This is a genomic window from Photorhabdus australis DSM 17609, from assembly GCF_000711895.1.
Taxonomy (GTDB): domain Bacteria; phylum Pseudomonadota; class Gammaproteobacteria; order Enterobacterales; family Enterobacteriaceae; genus Photorhabdus; species Photorhabdus australis.
Window position 1 is genome coordinate 1 of sequence record NZ_JONO01000035.1, and the last position, 16,553, is coordinate 16,553.

At 42.8% G+C, this 16,553-nt stretch carries 19 protein-coding genes and 1 pseudogene; 16 read left to right on the forward strand and 4 right to left on the reverse strand.

Going from position 1 to position 16,553, the window contains the following annotated elements; genetic code table 11:
* From BO26_RS24050 to BO26_RS11310, 13 genes and pseudogenes are all read left to right on the forward strand, one after another.
* On the forward strand, positions 1 to 711 hold a 711-nt coding region (locus BO26_RS24050; protein ID WP_236637434.1), incomplete at its 5' end, for a hemolysin BL-binding protein.
* Positions 708 to 1,076: a hypothetical protein gene (locus tag BO26_RS11260; RefSeq protein WP_036771428.1), complete on the forward strand. Its 369-nt coding sequence runs from the start codon at positions 708 to 710 to the stop codon at positions 1,074 to 1,076. The genes BO26_RS24050 and BO26_RS11260, both read left to right, overlap by 4 nt.
* A 249-nt stretch (positions 1,077 to 1,325) precedes the next feature.
* Positions 1,326 to 2,066, forward strand: a complete 741-nt coding sequence (locus BO26_RS24055; protein WP_036771430.1) for a hypothetical protein — start codon at positions 1,326 to 1,328, stop codon at positions 2,064 to 2,066.
* 57 nt (positions 2,067 to 2,123) lie between these two features.
* Entirely contained in the window at positions 2,124 to 2,456 is a 333-nt protein-coding gene (gene imm45 / locus BO26_RS11270) for an Imm45 family immunity protein (RefSeq protein ID WP_236637435.1), read from the forward strand.
* A gap of 210 nt (positions 2,457 to 2,666) precedes the next feature.
* A complete protein-coding gene (locus tag BO26_RS21575; protein ID WP_051690954.1) occupies positions 2,667 to 3,497 on the forward strand; it encodes a TNT domain-containing protein in 831 nt (276 codons plus the stop codon).
* Positions 3,481 to 3,894 carry an Imm63 family immunity protein gene (locus BO26_RS11280; RefSeq protein WP_036771432.1) on the forward strand — a complete coding sequence of 138 codons (414 nt, stop codon included), beginning with the start codon at positions 3,481 to 3,483 and terminating at the stop codon, positions 3,892 to 3,894. Before BO26_RS21575 ends, BO26_RS11280 begins: the two co-directional genes overlap by 17 nt.
* A 33-nt stretch (positions 3,895 to 3,927) precedes the next feature.
* Positions 3,928 to 4,169: pseudogene (locus tag BO26_RS24060) on the forward strand (IS630 family transposase); the annotation flags it as partial.
* A 338-nt stretch (positions 4,170 to 4,507) separates the two neighbouring features.
* Positions 4,508 to 4,927, forward strand: a complete 420-nt coding sequence (locus tag BO26_RS11285; RefSeq protein ID WP_036771433.1) for a hypothetical protein — start codon at positions 4,508 to 4,510, stop codon at positions 4,925 to 4,927.
* A gap of 880 nt (positions 4,928 to 5,807) precedes the next feature.
* Positions 5,808 to 6,251: a hypothetical protein gene (locus BO26_RS11290; protein WP_036771435.1), complete on the forward strand. Its 444-nt coding sequence runs from the start codon at positions 5,808 to 5,810 to the stop codon at positions 6,249 to 6,251.
* 179 nt (positions 6,252 to 6,430) lie between these two features.
* Positions 6,431 to 8,002, forward strand: coding sequence for an FG-GAP repeat protein (locus tag BO26_RS11295; RefSeq protein ID WP_036771436.1), 1,572 nt, complete (start codon positions 6,431 to 6,433; stop codon positions 8,000 to 8,002).
* Positions 8,003 to 8,020: 18 nt separating this feature from the next.
* Entirely contained in the window at positions 8,021 to 8,422 is a 402-nt protein-coding gene (locus BO26_RS11300; RefSeq protein ID WP_036771437.1) for a hypothetical protein, read from the forward strand.
* A gap of 46 nt (positions 8,423 to 8,468) precedes the next feature.
* Positions 8,469 to 9,956 (forward strand): hypothetical protein, encoded by a 1,488-nt coding sequence (locus BO26_RS11305; RefSeq protein WP_036771438.1) that lies wholly within the window; start codon positions 8,469 to 8,471, stop codon positions 9,954 to 9,956.
* A gap of 51 nt (positions 9,957 to 10,007) precedes the next feature.
* Complete coding sequence (locus tag BO26_RS11310) at positions 10,008 to 11,486, forward strand: hypothetical protein (protein ID WP_036771439.1); 1,479 nt, start codon at positions 10,008 to 10,010, stop codon at positions 11,484 to 11,486.
* Positions 11,487 to 11,642: 156 nt separating this feature from the next.
* Here the strand turns inward: BO26_RS11310 and BO26_RS11315 are convergent, their stop codons facing one another.
* The 4 genes from BO26_RS11315 to flgA form a co-directional block, all read right to left on the reverse strand.
* Positions 11,643 to 12,773: a hypothetical protein gene (locus BO26_RS11315; RefSeq protein WP_036771440.1), complete on the reverse strand. Its 1,131-nt coding sequence runs from the start codon at positions 12,771 to 12,773 to the stop codon at positions 11,643 to 11,645.
* A gap of 341 nt (positions 12,774 to 13,114) precedes the next feature.
* Positions 13,115 to 13,555, reverse strand: coding sequence for a flagella synthesis protein FlgN (locus BO26_RS11320; protein ID WP_036771441.1), 441 nt, complete (start codon positions 13,553 to 13,555; stop codon positions 13,115 to 13,117).
* 11 nt (positions 13,556 to 13,566) lie between these two features.
* Entirely contained in the window at positions 13,567 to 13,869 is a 303-nt protein-coding gene (flgM, locus tag BO26_RS11325; protein ID WP_036771443.1) for a flagellar biosynthesis anti-sigma factor FlgM, read from the reverse strand.
* A 125-nt stretch (positions 13,870 to 13,994) separates the two neighbouring features.
* Complete coding sequence (gene flgA / locus BO26_RS11330; protein WP_036771444.1) at positions 13,995 to 14,654, reverse strand: flagellar basal body P-ring formation chaperone FlgA; 660 nt, start codon at positions 14,652 to 14,654, stop codon at positions 13,995 to 13,997.
* A gap of 356 nt (positions 14,655 to 15,010) precedes the next feature.
* Between flgA and flgB the strand changes: the two genes are divergently transcribed.
* The 3 genes from flgB to flgD are packed head-to-tail and all read left to right on the forward strand — an operon-like array spanning position 15,011 to position 16,548.
* Complete coding sequence (flgB, locus tag BO26_RS11335) at positions 15,011 to 15,424, forward strand: flagellar basal body rod protein FlgB (RefSeq protein ID WP_036771445.1); 414 nt, start codon at positions 15,011 to 15,013, stop codon at positions 15,422 to 15,424.
* Between the two features lie 5 nt (positions 15,425 to 15,429).
* Positions 15,430 to 15,834 (forward strand): flagellar basal body rod protein FlgC, encoded by a 405-nt coding sequence (gene flgC, locus BO26_RS11340; protein ID WP_036771447.1) that lies wholly within the window; start codon positions 15,430 to 15,432, stop codon positions 15,832 to 15,834.
* A 12-nt stretch (positions 15,835 to 15,846) separates the two neighbouring features.
* Positions 15,847 to 16,548 carry a flagellar hook assembly protein FlgD gene (flgD, locus tag BO26_RS11345; RefSeq protein ID WP_036771449.1) on the forward strand — a complete coding sequence of 234 codons (702 nt, stop codon included), beginning with the start codon at positions 15,847 to 15,849 and terminating at the stop codon, positions 16,546 to 16,548.
* Positions 16,549 to 16,553: the final 5 nt, after the last annotated feature.

Here is a 16,553-nt window from a genome sequence, read left to right on the forward strand (position 1 = left end):
GTCAGGGATAAATATCGGCAGGAGTATGACAAGGTTCAGGAGCGGATAGCAACGTGTTCAGGCGCTGACCAGTGCGTTGCCGTTGCCAAAGAGCTGCGGGCATTGCAAGGTGACTACAGTGCCCGGATAAGCGAAATTCAGGAAAAAGCCAGAATGCAGGGGCTGGATTCCCTCACGCCGGCAGAAGTGCGGGAATGGGCAGATTTACGCGGTGCGATGTCGAATATTGATGCATCACGGAATTTAGTACTCCATCGTGCCCAAGTCACCGGCGGCTCAGAAGAAACCACCCAGGAAATCGTGAAGATTATGGGGCAGACGGGGATTGCGGCGTCTGCGGGAGTGGCCGGAGGGATCAGTAAAGCTGGAGCAAAAGGCCGCGGGGATGTCGGAAAAGGCAAACAACCATATCAACCGAATCAGGGGGCTGTTGGTAATATGGGAGAATTCTTCAGGCAGCCAGGGTTTGGGAGCAAAGCGAAATCGAATTCACAAAAAACAAGTAAAATGTATGATGGTCAGAGTATTTACCAAGCTTCAAGTGATATTGGGACTCATATCAAAAAAGGTGATCAATTTTATTTGGATGGTGATCATAAGAACCACTTGGAAATCTTTGACAAAAGAGGGAACTTTAAGGTTGTTATCAACCTTGATGGAAGCATTAATCAAGCCAAAACAGACAAGGCTATAGGTAGGAAATTGAAATGAGTGGTTTGGATCAAATCAAACGTGCAATATTAGAACTGTCAAAAATTAGTGCTGCTGATTTTAAGTTTGTTGATTCAGATTGGAGTATCGATTATCGGTTAGATCTTGATAAGAGACTGCAAGAAGACTTAGCTAAGTTAGAGATAGAACTGAATTTATTGACAGATGCAATCCAAAGGAAAGATATGATAACGGCTAAGTGTGCTTTAGTTATGGCTCGAGTTATTTCACTTGATTTATCAAATTTTTTCCTGAATCTTTTTGAAGATATTGAAAAAGTTGGTTGGGGTGAACAATGTGAATTACCTTCTATTCCAGAAGATTACGTAATCCCAGATCATTACAACTATCCACCTAATAAATGAACATCGATCCCGGCTATTGTGAACTGCCCCCCCAAATGTTAGACAATTATCCGACATTTAAAAGGGGCAGTTTATTACGCCAGAGAAAAGTGGCTTATCAGGCTGAAAAGTCGCGTCGGGGAGTTGTGGGTTGAGCACAAACCACACTGGGAAAAATAGGTTGTAACTGACTGAGTGCCTTAGAAAAAATCAGGTTAGGCGTCAGACTTCACGACAGAGAAAGTTGTTGTCGATAACAACCACCTCAGTGTGGAAAAGAATCAATCACGCAGTGAGGAACTGGTTAATTGTCAGGGTGATACCAGTTGTCGTGCGACTGTCAGGGATAAATATCGGCAGGAGTATGACCAGGTTAAGGTGCGGATAGCAACGTGTTCAGGGGCTGAGCAGTGCGTTGCCGTTACCAAAGAGCTGCGGGCATTGCAAGGTGATTACAGCACCCGGATGAGTGAAATTCAGGAAAAAGCCAGAATGCAAGGACTGGATTCCCTCACGCCAGCAGAAGTGCGGGAATGGGCAGATTTACGCGGTGCGATGTCGAATATTGACGCATCACGGAATTTAGTGCTCCATCGTGCCCAAGTCACCGGCGGTTCAGAAGAAACCACCCAGGAAATCGTGAAGATTATGGGGCAGACGGGGATTGCGGCGTCTGCGGGAGTGGCCGGTGGAATTAGTAAGGTTGGCGCGAAGGGAGTAAAAGAAAAGAGTGGAAATACCGATAAACTTCCTAATGGACAACAAGTCAATCACTTCGAAGAGAGTTTACACAATCTCCCTCCAGGAGAACGTGTAGCTCAAGTCAAGCAAATGGCAGCCCAAGTTATTTCATCAAATGGAATGATTAAAGATAATCGGTTAACTAAACTAAATAATCGGGATGTTTATAAAGGGAAAGATGGTTATCTTTATGCATTGGATACTCAACATGGTCGTTTCGAACAAGTACATCCCAAGACAGGTAAACATCAAGGTGAGGTTGGGGGATGAGGCCCATAGATAACAGTATTGATAAGTCAGATAGCCATGATTTAAAGGTTAAATAGTATGGAAAATATAATGAAGTTAATAGATATTCAGGATCATGTTTTAAGGCACGGAAATGTTTTTCGCTTACCAGCACAATGGCCTTATGAGGAATTTGTAGATTTTATGGTAGTTGATTTATCAAATACTGAACGCCCTTATGGATTGATTGTCACTTCTGGACATAAGGCTGGGTTGATATTGGTAAAACTACCAGCGGAATGTAGTTTAATTGAAACAAGGGGATTAAGCACACAATGGATTATAGATAACTGGGCAAAATGGATTTACCCAGAATGTGATGTCAGTGATGTTTATGTACTCGAACGATATATAGCAACTCCAGTTGCCTGAATATAAACCTTGGCTTCGTGAACTACACTGTAAATGTTGGACAACCATCTGACCATTTAAGGTGTATTGATTACGCCGGAGCAAAATGGCTTATCAGGCTGAAAAGTCGTGTCAGGGCATTGTGGGCCGGGCATCGAATCGAACCGAGGAAAATCGGTTGTAACTGACTGATTACACAGGGAAAATTGGTGTTCAACGGCCAGCTTCGCATTGGAAAGTGTTGTTGCGGATAATAATGCCCTTAGCATGGGAGGTCTGTTTGGTCCCGAAGGCGCTAAACATTTTGAAGGCGCAGGTTCACTGGCTCAAAAAATGGCTCAATCTGGGGCAACATCCGAAGAAATAAACGCTGCTTTGACTCACTACCTAAAAGGCCAAGTCCCGGATGGTCAGGACCCAGCAAAAGGTTTGATTATTGCGTGGGGTAACTTCTTTGGTGTTCCATTGGAGGTCGTGTTATCGAATGAGCAGATGACACCGCAGAAGGCGGCGGAAATTGTTGCCGGAGGGATACCTACCAGTGAAGCAAAGCTGATACAGTTTGCAGCAGCTAAAATGTATTTGTCTTTGAATAAATATCAAGAGGTGTCATCTAGCTCAGAAAAAACATCAAGAAACTTTAATAAAGATAGTGCTATAACAGATAGTGAATCGGGAGGATACTCATCCTATGATAAATTCAGAAAATCTAATATTGAATGGAATTGGCCACCTAAATTAGGATTTGCTGAACCCCCGAAAGAAGATGTTTTAGCTGTAGGTACTAGACTGGATAGATATGGCAGTGCAAACGGAGCATTTTTGTCTCCCAAAGGCGTTCCTTATGAAAATCGAGCACTGGCTCCTGGTTCTAAAGCAGGAAAATACCCTGAATATGAAGTAATTAAACCACTTCCAGTACTGCAAGGCAAAATTGCTCCAACGTTTGATCAGCCCAGAGGAGGAGTTCAGATACCGCCGAATTTCCCTGAGAGAGTAAATGTTGATTGGCTTATAAAAAATGGATATGTAAAGGAGGTAAAGAATGCTAACTACAAATGAAATACAGGAAAAAGTGAGGTCTTTAGGTGCTAAGATTAATGCACCTAAATCAATGTTGATAGTTTATTCAGAGCCTGTTGGTGATGGTTCTGGATATATAGTTATTGATAATAATCAATATCATATTATTTACTCTGAAAGAGGATGTGAAATATTTAGGCAAACAACTGAAGATTTAAATGAGCTGCTATATTGGATAATGGAAAGTGTAGCTAGCCAAATGGCATCTGAATATGAATTAAAGAATAGGAATGATGAAAATAAAGATTTTCGTAGAACTTATTTTGAAAAAGAGCTAGAAATATTAGGTGTATTAGATAAAAAGTGGGAATTAAGAGCCAAGAAAAAAATTGAGGAAATATTAGAAAGATCACCATACGTAGATAATAGTGACTGACAATAATGCACTAGCGAGTGTACTATCGGCGGCAAAAGCGAAAAAGTGAGGAAATGGTTGGAGAAAAATACGAAATTTGATCTTTTGTTTTTGCCCGTCTATTCCCATGGCCAAATAAAATTAAACACCTCTAGCAATCGTTACGTGAAACCGTAACACGAAATCATTACCGTCAGTATATGTGGTATTTATTCAAATGTGCCACAGTGTTTATGACGTTATTTTTATCACAGCAACAACCGGGAATGAAAAAAATGGACATGTCGCTGTTATGAAAATCTATTTGTAAGAATATTTTTAAATATATTTGTTTTGATTTTTTGATCTTGATATAAAGTTAAATGTAAATAATAGGTTAATATGTTATTTGTTCTCAATATGCCTTTTATTTAAAATTCATAAATGATGATATTATGACCGTTGCTGATCTTAAAAAACTTTAAAAATAGATGAAATCATGCTGGGAAATAATAAGTGACGGGATAAGTAGTCGAATGTTGAATAAAATAATGATAAAGGAAAGATAAAAAATAATACACGAAATTGGGTGACGAAAAAATAAAATTCAGTAATATCTGATGCCCCACACAATTCAAAAGGATGAGAGTTAAATATGTATAAAAATATGTTAAAACCCGTAACATTAAAAAAGACAATAAACGGATCTCAATTAAAAGGAAATGAGAGCACATATGACACATCAATATTAAAAGGCAGTCCTGTGGGAAGAAATGATATTGGGAATTCGGCACCATTACCCGCTCAAGCAGAAGTTTTTCAAAAAGTTGTTGACGAAAAAATAGCAAATTTCAAAACAAAGGGAAATCCAATATCAATTGTTGTCTGGCGTAATAGTCAGACAGGGCTTACCCATATAATGGACGGTCAGCATCGATTTATTGCTGCATGTATACTTGGAATACCTGTTAATTTGACATGGAGAAAATTCGGCATACCGCCCAATCAAATAGACTGGAGTGGTACAAAATTCTCAGATGGAATACCAGCCAAAACCAAGATATTTGGAAAATGATCGATTAAGTTAATTTAATGTACATTAAGCGCGACTTGAGCTGATACAACCCTTGAAAAATTGAGAGTTACCGGTTTTTGTATAGATTTGAAATCTTAAATAAAACATCAGGTAACTCTCAGACTTCATATTACCAGTCCTATTATCAAATATATAAATCTGAAGGATGATCTCTATTTTTATATTTTGTTAATTTTAAATCTCTATATTTTTAATTCCTTACAATTAACTAATAAACTTCTTTATTTAAATGGATTATTAGCCATATTGGAAAGATTATTTTTGATTGTTGTATCAGGGCGGGATTCTACTTTGTAGAAAAATCAATCGTCACACTGATATTGATAATTTCGTATATTCAATATGATTTTATTGATAGGTTTTAATATCTCTTTTGTGTGTTTATTGAGCATGTGAAGAGTTATTTTTACTCATAATAACCATATTAAAAATGTGAGATCCGGCCCTGATTGTTGTATTTGGTCTGATTCGCCAAATGTTTTTATTATGTAGCAGTGAGATGTCTTGGTATAAATACGTAACATTTATAAACATCATTGATTATTATGTTTTCTCTAATAAAGTCCTTGGTTGATTAGTTTAAATATAATTAAATTAATGGTTATTGCGATACCAGTGGAATATTGTTTAAACGGTATCTTTTTATGTGAGATTTTTAAAAAAAAGTAATTAAAATTTTATTAAATGGCTGGCAAAAATTCACTTTTCTATAATGCTTAAATATAGCTGATTGTTTCATACGAAAAACAAATAACGTAGTCAAGTTAAATATTAAATCACTGTTATCGGGAGCGAGTCTTTCGAGGGCAGTATCAGCTATAAATAGCCAAGGTCTGATTTTATTAATGGGGGGAACATTATGTCCACTGAACCGCCGTTACATCAAGAAGATATTGTCGTGATACATGTTGCCACATCCGATGATTTAGTGAAATTTGCCGATCAGGCTCTTTTCTGGAATGAAAAAACTTATGAGCAGATGAAAACTGCGGAGGTGTTGTTTACACCGGCGGGAGAAACTCTACCTGGTCTGGGCGTTAAACATGTCGCCACGCCCGATAATTTGGCGAGGTTTGTCGATGAAGAAGGTTACTGGAATGAGAAGACCTACAAACAGATGGAAGCTGTGAGGGTGTTGTTTATACCAGCAGAAAAAATACGTGGTGTGGGGATTAAACATGTTGCCACGCCCGATGATTTGGCGAAGTTTGCTGATAAAGAACTTTTCTGGCGTAAGAAAGACTACGAACAGCTAAAAGCCGCAGAGGTGCTGTTTGTACCCAGAGAAGGAATGCCCGGTTAGGGGGGAAACATATCGCCACGCCCGACGATTCGGCAAAATTTACCGATAAAACGGCCAATTAGAATGAAGAGAAACATTAAGAGGGGGATAAAGCCAGAATATTGTTTATCTCGAAAATAAAAGAATAGAACGGCGTGTAACAACGTTAATTTATTTGTCATTCTGCATTGGAGGTATTAATGGCTAACAGCAAGACACCTACTACATCCAGCGAGAATAATTTGTTGGATAAAGAGGAAGTTAAATCCTGGTTTAAATTATATTCCATGCCGAAAAGTGAAAATTATACTCAATTGGTGCAAATAGCGGCGGAAGGTCGGCGTTTAGCTGGGCTGGACCCAGGTCAGATCGATAATAATCCAGGGGCAGGATTGAACCGGGATCTGGACGAGGTGAATTTACTCTTAGTGAATCCCGGTGATGGGGTGCATATCGGAGAAGACCGTGAAATTGCTGTCAATATTGATAAGAACAGCGGCTTACAGTTTATTAATGGCGAATTGGGATTACGCCCCGACTTTAAATTGTCGCTGGAATTGTTTGAGAGTTTTACGGAAGAACAACAAAGAGAACTTTACCGTTGGCTGATCCATGCTGGGGAGATGGCAGCGAGTACAGTGCAGTTGCCCGCGTTTGACTTGCCGGCCAACGGTAACAATAAAAACCTTGGCGCTGTTGTCAGTGTCAGTGGTGATGGGAAAACTATCGCGCTTAGTGGGGCAGAAGGAAAGGAACCCGTATATCTATTTTCTTATACCGATAACGGTTGGCGGCAGCAATTCGCTGATTACGTTAGTGGTTATGGTGGCAGAGCGCTAAGCCTGAGCAGAGACGGTAATGTTCTCGCGGTGGGCATTGATAACCGGAACAGTGATGGTGGGCATGGTTCAGTGTTTATTTATCACAGATTGTCAAATGGCGAATGGGAGAAATCGGCCAAACTTTGGCTGAGTGAGGCGAACGTTCAGCAGCATTTCGGTTGTTCTGTGAGCCTGAGCGCAGATGGCACCCTATTAGCAGTAGGTGCTTATGGTTGGGGATCGGGTTCACTGACTAATTGTGGCGCAGTGTATCTTTATCAGTATGACGGGAAGAAATGGTCACAGCTTGGTGAGCGTTTGACCTTAGCTTCTCCGGCACAGGGCGATATGTTTGGCGTCAAACTGAGCTTGAGTGCCGATGGTTCAACCTTAGCAGTGGCGGCAACAGGGCGTAATGGTAATGGTGAAGTGACGCTATTTCATCGTCACGGGGAATACTGGCAGCCGCGACCGCCACTCAATTCTCTTAGTTCGCCTTTAACCATCAGCAAAGACGACTTTGGCGCCAGTCTCAGCCTGAACGATAGCGGCAATATTTTGGCGGTGGGGTGCCCGGGGGAGAAGAATAATGCTGGCGCGGTCTATTTGTACCAGCGTTACCGTAATGCATGGCAAGCTATGGGGGTACTGAGAGAAGCGGTGACCGCCGGGGAAAGGTTTGGTAGCGAACTCTCTTTGAGTGGCGACGGTCGGGTACTGGTGGTGTCAACACCTGTTGGTAAAGATAACACTGGTGTGCAAACCGGTGCAGGATGGTGGTTTAGTTATCAGGATGAACAATGGATTACGCAGGGCAGATTACTGGCAGTGGATGGGGAATTAAACCATAAATTTGGCGCCGGCATTTGTCTTAGCGGTGACGGCAATACGTTGGCGATTGGCGCCAGTGGCTGGAAGAGTGGAGAAGGGAAAGTTTACCTTTACGACTAGCTGAATGAGGAAAAAACGATGGCAAAAGAGATAACAGATGAAACGGTTAGCCAGCTTAGTGCTCACTTCGCCCCTGGCAAGATCCCAACTGAGGCGGCATTTTATTCACTGATTGATTGGGCTACGTTGTGGCGACAGCTTTTTGGTTGGCGGGATAGTGATCAAACTTATCATCCGGGAGTTGGGTTGCAAGTTGTCGACAACCGTTTGGCGGTTAAGGTTGGTGATGGCATCGCGTTGGAACCGAAAGGACTTGCGTTAAAGCTACAGCTCGACGGGGGATTGATGTTGGATAAATCTGGGGTGTTGTCGGTGGATGGGACTGTAGCGGTTTCGGCCCAAGCTTTTAAATTGCTTCCTGAGGAGACGCAGAAACAAATTGCCAAGTTGTTATTGAATGCTGGCACAGAAGATAGATGACAGAGAATAGATGACGGTGACTGTCTAATACGGCTTTTGAGGACATATTATGACTGATAAAGAAATTAGTTCTGTTGACTCATTGAAAGCGAGTTTTAAGTCCGGTGTTCCGCCCGCACCTGAAGCCTTTTTCCACTTGATTGATGAGGCATATAAGGCATATGAAATCATTGATGGCGGTAAGGGTGATGGCCCAGCCGCAGGGCTGAAACGAGATGATAAAGGAAAACTGGCTCTCAACACTCACCTTTCTGGCGGGTTAAACCTTGAACAGGGGGCTTTGGCCCTATCACTGAAGCCAGAAGGTGGATTCTCTTTTGATGGAGGAAGGCGCCTGAAATTGGATGCCGATCGGCAGGTTCAGTTTGCGGATTTCTTCAGTTTATCGCGGTGGGAACGGATGGAGATCACGCAGTTGTTGGGTTTTAAACGTACCATGATGGCGCGTATGGTTTCTCCTTCCCCTAAAGCGAATGAACATTTTGGCACTTCTATTAACCTGAACGCGGCGGGAGACTGCTTAGCGGTTGGGATGGATAATAAAGTCTGTGTGTATACGGGGCGGAAGGGTGAGTGGAATATAAACGCTCCCGCTGTGTTTGAGGATGATCAAGATAAATCTCGTAGTTCCTGGGACGTCAGTTTGAATGCGGTAGGAGATTGCCTGGCGGTGGGATACTTGGTGGAAGACTTTTTTAAGGATAAAAAAGTGAAGGCTTGTGTGTATACGCGCACGAATGGCGCCTGGGATACCAAAAATCCCATTGTGTTTCCGCTGGAAGATCAACGTGGATACTCTGGTGGTCACAATGTCAGCCTGAGCGCCACAGGAGACTGTCTGGCGGTGGCGGGCGACTCTTGGTCCTACATATATACACGCACGAATGGGATTTGGGATACAGAAACCCCCTTTAAGTTGATGAGCTCGTTTATTAAGGTTTGTCTGAGTGCCTCGGGAAATTGTCTGGCGGGATATAGTGTTGATTATTCTCATAATCCAATAAACGTGGTTTATGTGTATACACGCACGAATGGGGTTTGGGATAAAGAAAACTACGTTAGGTTCATGGCCGCTAAAGATCGTTCATCCAATTTTAATCGGATTTTTAGCCTAAATGCAGAGGGAGATCTTCTGGCGGTGGGGGTAGATTATGATATCCCGACTAAGGGGAAGGTTTATCTGTATGCGCGCACGAATGGGATCTGGGATACAGAATATCCCATTAAGTTTTCAGCTCCTGCAAGTGACGTAACGTATTTTGGCAGCGCTATCAAACTGAATGATGTGGGAAATCGTCTGGTAGTGGGGGCGGCTTCCCGGGTGTATGTGTATACCTGTCTAAATAATAAGTGGAATATGGAAACACCTGTCGAGATTTTGGCCCCCTCAGGCAATTCAGACAATTTAAATGGTTTTGGTAAATCTGTCAGTTTGAATAGGTGGGAGACGAGTTTAGCGGTTGGTGCAATTTCAGCCGAGGTTGGTTCTGTATCTGAAGCCGGTGCAGTCTATGTCTTTGAGAATGTTAAATGATTCCCATATAGATGACGGTGACTGTCTAATACGGCTGGCTTTTGAGGAAATGTGATGACTGATAAAGAAATTAATACCGTTGACTCATTGAAAGCGAGTTTTAAGTCTGGCGTTCGGCTCATGCCGGAAGCCTTTTCCCATTTGATTGATGAAGCCTATAAAGCATATGAAATCATTGATGGCATTCAGGGTGATGGCCCAACCACAGGGTTGAAACGAGATGACAAAGGAAAACTGACCCTCAACACCCAGCATTCTGGCGGGTTGAATTTTAATCAAGGCGCTTTGGCGTTATCACTGAAACCAGAAGGGGGACTCTCCTTTGATGGGGGAGGGTATCTGAAATTGGATGCCGCTCGGCAGATTCAGTTTGCGGATTTTTTCAGTTTATCGCGGGGTGCACGGATGGAGATCACGCAGGTGTTGGGTTTGAAACGTACTATGATAACGCACATTGTTTCTCCTTTCCCCATAGAGAATGAGTACTTTGGTCACTCGGTTAGCCTGAACGCGGCGGGAGACTGTTTAGCGGTTGGGTCGACTCATAAAGTCTGTGTGTATACGCGCCGGAAGAGTGGTGAGTGGAATGTAAGCAAGCCGATAGTGTTTGAGGATACTGAACCTGGATATGAATATGATAGAGCTTCATGGCGTGTCGGTCTGGATGCGGCGGGAGATTGTCTGGCGTTGGGAGAGATATGGCGAGAAGTGGTTCATGTATATACACGCACGAAGGGCGTTTGGGATACAAAGCATCCCATTGTGTTTCCGCGGATTGCTGAAAATTTTGGTGCGAATGTTAGCTTGAACGCCGCAGGAGATTGTCTGGTGGCCGGGGGTTACACCTCTCCGTTCCGTCTGTTTATGCGCAGGAATGGGATCTGGGATATAAAAAACCCCATTCTGTTTCCGGCCCCTTCGGATGCTTATGAGTTTGGCGTGGTTGCCCACCTGAGTGCTTCGGGAAACCGTCTGGCGGTGTGTGATCGCATTTCCGCGATTTATGTGTATACACGCACAAATGGGATTTGGGATACAGAAAACCCCATTAAGTTCCGTCGCCCTGAAGGTGGATCATCTAGTTTTAACGGGGCTTTTAGCCTGAATGCAGAGGGAAATCACTTGGCGGCGGGTACGGATTTTTATAAATCCCTGGATGGGGAGGTTTATCTGTATACGCTCACGGATGGGATCTGGGATAGAGAAAATCCCATTAAGTTTTCGGCCCCTGCAAGTGGCGTATATTTTGGCGGTTCTCTCGAACTGAATGATGCGGGAGATCGTCTGGCAGTGGGGGCGAATTCCCGGGTGTATGTGTATACCTGTCTGAATGGTAAGTGGAATATGGAAACACCGATGGAGATTTTGAACCCTTCAGGCAATTCAGACAATTTAAATGGTTTTGGTGGACCTGTTGGCCTGAATAAGGCGGGAACGAGTTTGGTTGTTGGGGCAACGTCAGAAAGTGTCGATTCTAAATCTAAAGCCGGTGCGGTTTATGTTTTTGAGAATGTTAAAATAATATCATAGTCACTAAGCTGAACATCATCCTCGGCACTTCGCCCACAAACGTGGGCTATTACAGCGTAGCAGCGCCTTATTCTTCGCGATCCATCTTGAAATCTATAGGGTATACCCTTGAGCCTGATGCGTAAGCCGCTGAAATCTTAGTCAGACTCAGCGAATTCAATATTGTTTGAAAAGATAGTCGATAATTTCCTGTTCAAATTCTAAGGCATCACGTCGTTCCGCAAGATAGCTTTTTAGTACAGTGAGTGAGCGTAGGTTTTCGCGCAGTTGGATTTCGTTTTCTATATTTTGCCGCAATTTTTTGCAATGCTCGTGGAGGTTATTTTCTATCACCTTCGATGTTTCACCTCCTAGTGTGCGCCAAATCATGCCTGGTAACGAATCAGATTTTTTTAGCTGATTAAGCTCATTGGCTAATATGTCTATACGTGCTTTGAGCAACTTATTGATGTCGGATATATCCCGACTGTTAAAACTGAAAGTTGGATCAATGTACTTGTGGTACATGTTTATTATCGTCCAGACATCATTATCTTTCTTTGCTTTTGATAACTGTACCATCAATTGGTTTTTTTTCTTTTTCTCATCTAAATCCTGTTCACGATCTGGATGCAATACCTTGGCTATTTTTCTATACATTTGGCTAACTTCCTGCGATTTAAACAAATAATCCAGTTTTTTCTGGTCTTCTTCCGCAGGGTCGAAGTCAGTGGTATCTTCTGCATCATATTCATCGTAGAAATGTTCTGATTCCCGTTGAAAATGCTGTTCTATGGTGGCACGCATTTTTTCAGGACTTTTCATCATATCAAGTAATTCTTCATCAGATATTTCTTCATTAAAATCAAAATATTCATCCAGAGTCTGCCGGATATCAGCCATCTGTTCTGGTGTCGGAACTTCCTCTTCTTTCAACGCATTAAGATCGGAAAAGTGATCGGTCAACTTATTGAGATCAAGGTTTTCATTAAAGGGGTAAGTACATAACTCAGCAAGCTCTTCTTCTATCCAGAAAAATAATTCTCTGCGTTGGTTTTTCCCCAGTGATTTTTTATCGGCAAATGAAAGCAACCGTGCCGCTTTATCATATCTGGACTGCATATATTGATGCTCTACCGGTAAGATCTCCTGTTGAAAGCGCATGAATAATTCGTCTTGCTGTTGTTGTAGCTTGGCGATCTTCAACTGGTATTTTTCGATGGACGTCCAGTAAGCTTTGAATTGTTGCTGAGGCGTTTTTGGTATCTGTTGTCCGCTCGATTTTCTTTTTTTTAGTTTCTTGTTCATCAATATGTTATTCCCAAGATAGATCAATGAAATGAAGGATGTTCTCGTTGTTAATTTTGATAATTACCTATTATTACTTATTCTTATTTTGCAGTATGTTTTTGCAACATGCAAAACGTTATCGTTGTGCAATTGTTATGTTGGCTTACAAATGGTGATTTTTGCTAATCTGTCCTTCCCTGATTGCAACAACTGTTTCACAGTACATTTCGTTTGAATGATTCATGCTTGAGGACTTCGTGAGCAGCTACGAAGCTTGGATTGAACGGGAAGGTGGGGCTTACAGATACTATCAAAGCAATAAAAAACGGCACTACCGCAATAGGCGGTAATGCACTGAATCAAACCTGAACTTTATGGCCGGAAAGCATGCTGTGACGGGCAGCTTGGCCGTCTGAACCGTAAAGAGAGGGACTATGATGATTTTTTAGGAAAGCAATGGCTTTTCTATTTAAGTCAAGATGCTGGGTTAACAACAAACCGTTATGTGTGTTTAAATCACGAACCCGGATAATCGTTTCGCCAATCTGTTGCCATAATGTGGCAAGCATAGGGTGCTTATCATAAGGTGCAATGATTTTTAGCTCTTTGCTTAAATTGAGGCGCTGCTGTTCTGAATGGCTAAGCGCGGACAACAGGAAATTTTTTCGTTCTGTTACCCGGTGCAAATCTCGTGCATCAATAAAACCCTTGCACAGAATATATTGCTCTTCCGCCATTATTTGGGTCAGCGAGGTTAAATGAGTAACTTGCTGTTCGAGTAATTGTTGCAGTTCTTCCATAACAAATTTAATTACTTCTTATAATGCTGAAAATTCTCGGCGGCTTCTTTGAGCAGAGCGTCTGCGATTTTACCGCTGTTCATTTTTAAGGTTCCCTGAGTAAGCGCTTCTTTCAACTTTTGCACCTTTTGGATATTGATATCCTGGCTGCTTGGTTGAACCAGTTTTGTTTGTGCTTCGCTCAGTTTTACTTGCGCATCGCTGCTTTGTACAGTAACGCCGGAGGTTCTGCGGGTGCCCTGGGCGCTTTCATTAGTCGGCCGCTGCTGAACAGCGGCGATAGCTAATAAGGGTTGAGTGCGTTCGATACTCATAATTATTATCCTTTATGACCAGGCATAGGTTCACCTATGGATCGGAGCAGGTTACATGCTATTTGCATACCTGCAAGTCGTGCTCTGCTGGTTATATCGGCACAATAAAAGAAAACTTTAGTAACTTATAACATGATTTTTACACTACCGTTTTCTAACGCCTGGCCGGTTATAACGAGCCCTGAATTCATTCGAACTCTGACTTTATCAGAAGTGGCAGCATTATTAATAGCTTTCCCTTCATTCCGTATCTGAAAGCCATCTCCTTGTACGATGACCACCACGTTTTGACCTGACCGCACCGCCCATGGGCGGCGTAGCATATTGCGCGTGAGAATCTGTCCAGCCGGGATGTTTCGCACAGCAACGCCGTTTTTTATTTCATTTTTGTTAAAAATTAGATCACGGGGTAGTTTTTCCAGTAATCCGCTTCTGACCTGAATATCTTTCTCTGATAAAACATCATCACGTGAGAGGGCACGACGGGTAACCAGATAGTTTCCCGTGACACTGATAGCGACTTGAATAAATTTGCGTTGTTGATGGCAGACGATGGGTAAAGAGATATTTCCCCAGTTTTGACCCCCAATCGGCGGCTGAATTTCTGGCAATTCACATTGAGGCCATTGTGATTCCGGCGTTCTGATTTCAACAGAAACGTTATGGTGATTACCCTTGTGTATCTGCTGGAAATAATGCGTTATCGCCTGAGGTAAAGAATTGCTCCATGCCATCGGCATAATAAAGAAAAATGCGAATAGCCCGATAATCTTTATAGCTTGCATCTTCTCGCTCTCATTATTTCTGTTGATAAAGTCAATAAATCCGCCGCTGTTTAATGGTGCACAGTGTATCTGTATTGCGCGTCAGTTAATGGGATAAATAGCAATCCAATTAGCGTTTATTCATCCGATAGGCTTTTCCTTCTGCGTTTATTCTGTTTACTGCGAATTTCGCGATCGCGAAAAGCGCTATACCCAATAGATTTCAAGATGGATCGCGACGGCAAGGGAGCGAATCCCCGGGAGCATAGATAACTATGTGACCGGGGTGAGTGAGTGCAGCCAACAAAGAGGCAACTTGAAGGATGAAGGGGATATTAAGATTCACAGCACAGGTAAGTCACATTAGAGGGAGGAATATGCTCGATAAATTAGATGCAGCCTTTCATTTTCAGCAGGAAGCCTTGTCATTGCGATCACGGCGACAGGAAATACTGTCCGCTAATATCGCTAATGCGGATACGCCTGGCTATCAGGCGCGGGATATTGATTTCGCCGTACAACTGAAAAAAACCATTGCGCACGGTCGGGTCACCGGGAACGGGATCGGGCTGACGCTGACATCAGATCGGCATATTCCCATTCAGCCTCAGAAGAGAATGGAAATGGACTTGCTGTATCGCGTGCCTTATCAGCCAGCAATGGATGGCAACACGGTGGATATGGATATGGAACGCAGCAATTTCATGGATAACAGCCTGAAATATCAGGCCGAGCTGACGGCGACCAGCTCTCAGGTTAAAAGCATGATGTCAGTCTTACAGCAAGGATAAAGGCCATGTCTTTACTCAGTGTTTTTGATATTGCCGGTTCGGCATTATCCGCTCAATCGCAAAGATTAAATGTCAGTGCCAGTAATATGGCGAATGCCGATAGTGTTGCGGGACCTGATGGTCAGCCATATCGGGCTAAACAGGTTGTTTTTCGTGTTGCTGCGCCGGCAGGGCAAGAAACGGGGGGGGTCAGAGTCAGTGAAATTGTTGATGATCCAACTCCTTTCCGTCTTGAGTATCAGCCGGGACACCCGTTAGCTGATGAAAAGGGTTATGTACGTATGCCTAACGTTGATGTAGTCGGAGAAATGATTAACACCATTTCGGCTTCCCGTAGTTATCAAGCTAACGTTGAAGTGCTTAATACCACTAAATCGATAATGCTGAAAACATTAACGTTAGGCCAGTAATAGGAGCGACTCATGGCGATTACCAGTTCAATAAACGGATCTCAGGATGACACTACGGTCAGGGAGTTACTCCAGAATAGCAAGACGAACAAGAAGAATAGTCAAGAGTTGAATAGCAATTTTATGCAATTGCTGATCGCGCAAGTAAAAAACCAAGATCCAACTAACCCGATGCAAAACAATGAGCTAACAGCCCATTTAGCGCAGATTAACATGCTAGAGGGGATCGAAAAGCTGAATACCACAGTCGGGTCTATTGTTGGTCAGATTAATAATAATCAATCTTTGCAGGCATCGGCCCTGATTGGGCGAGGCGTGATGATCCCTGGGGATACCATTCTGGTGGGTTCAAATAAAGAAAATGGGAGCGTCAGTACGACACCATTTGGTATTGAGCTGGAAAGACCGGCGGATAGTGTGAAAGTCACCATTACCGATAAACAAGGTGGGGTTGTACGCCAAATTGATCTCGGTGCGTTGGAAGCGGGTGTTCACAATTTCACTTGGGACGGCACAAAAGAAGAAGATGGCGCTATAGCAGAGGATGGCGCTTATAGAATCACCATTGCGGCTAGCGCTAAGGGCGAACAGAGAGTGTTTCAACCATTAAGGTTCGCGAAAGTGAATGGTGTGACTCGTGACGCAGACGGCGCTAAGTTAGATTTAGGACGGATTGGTGCCGTCACTATGGATCAGATACGTCAGATTCTTTAACAAGT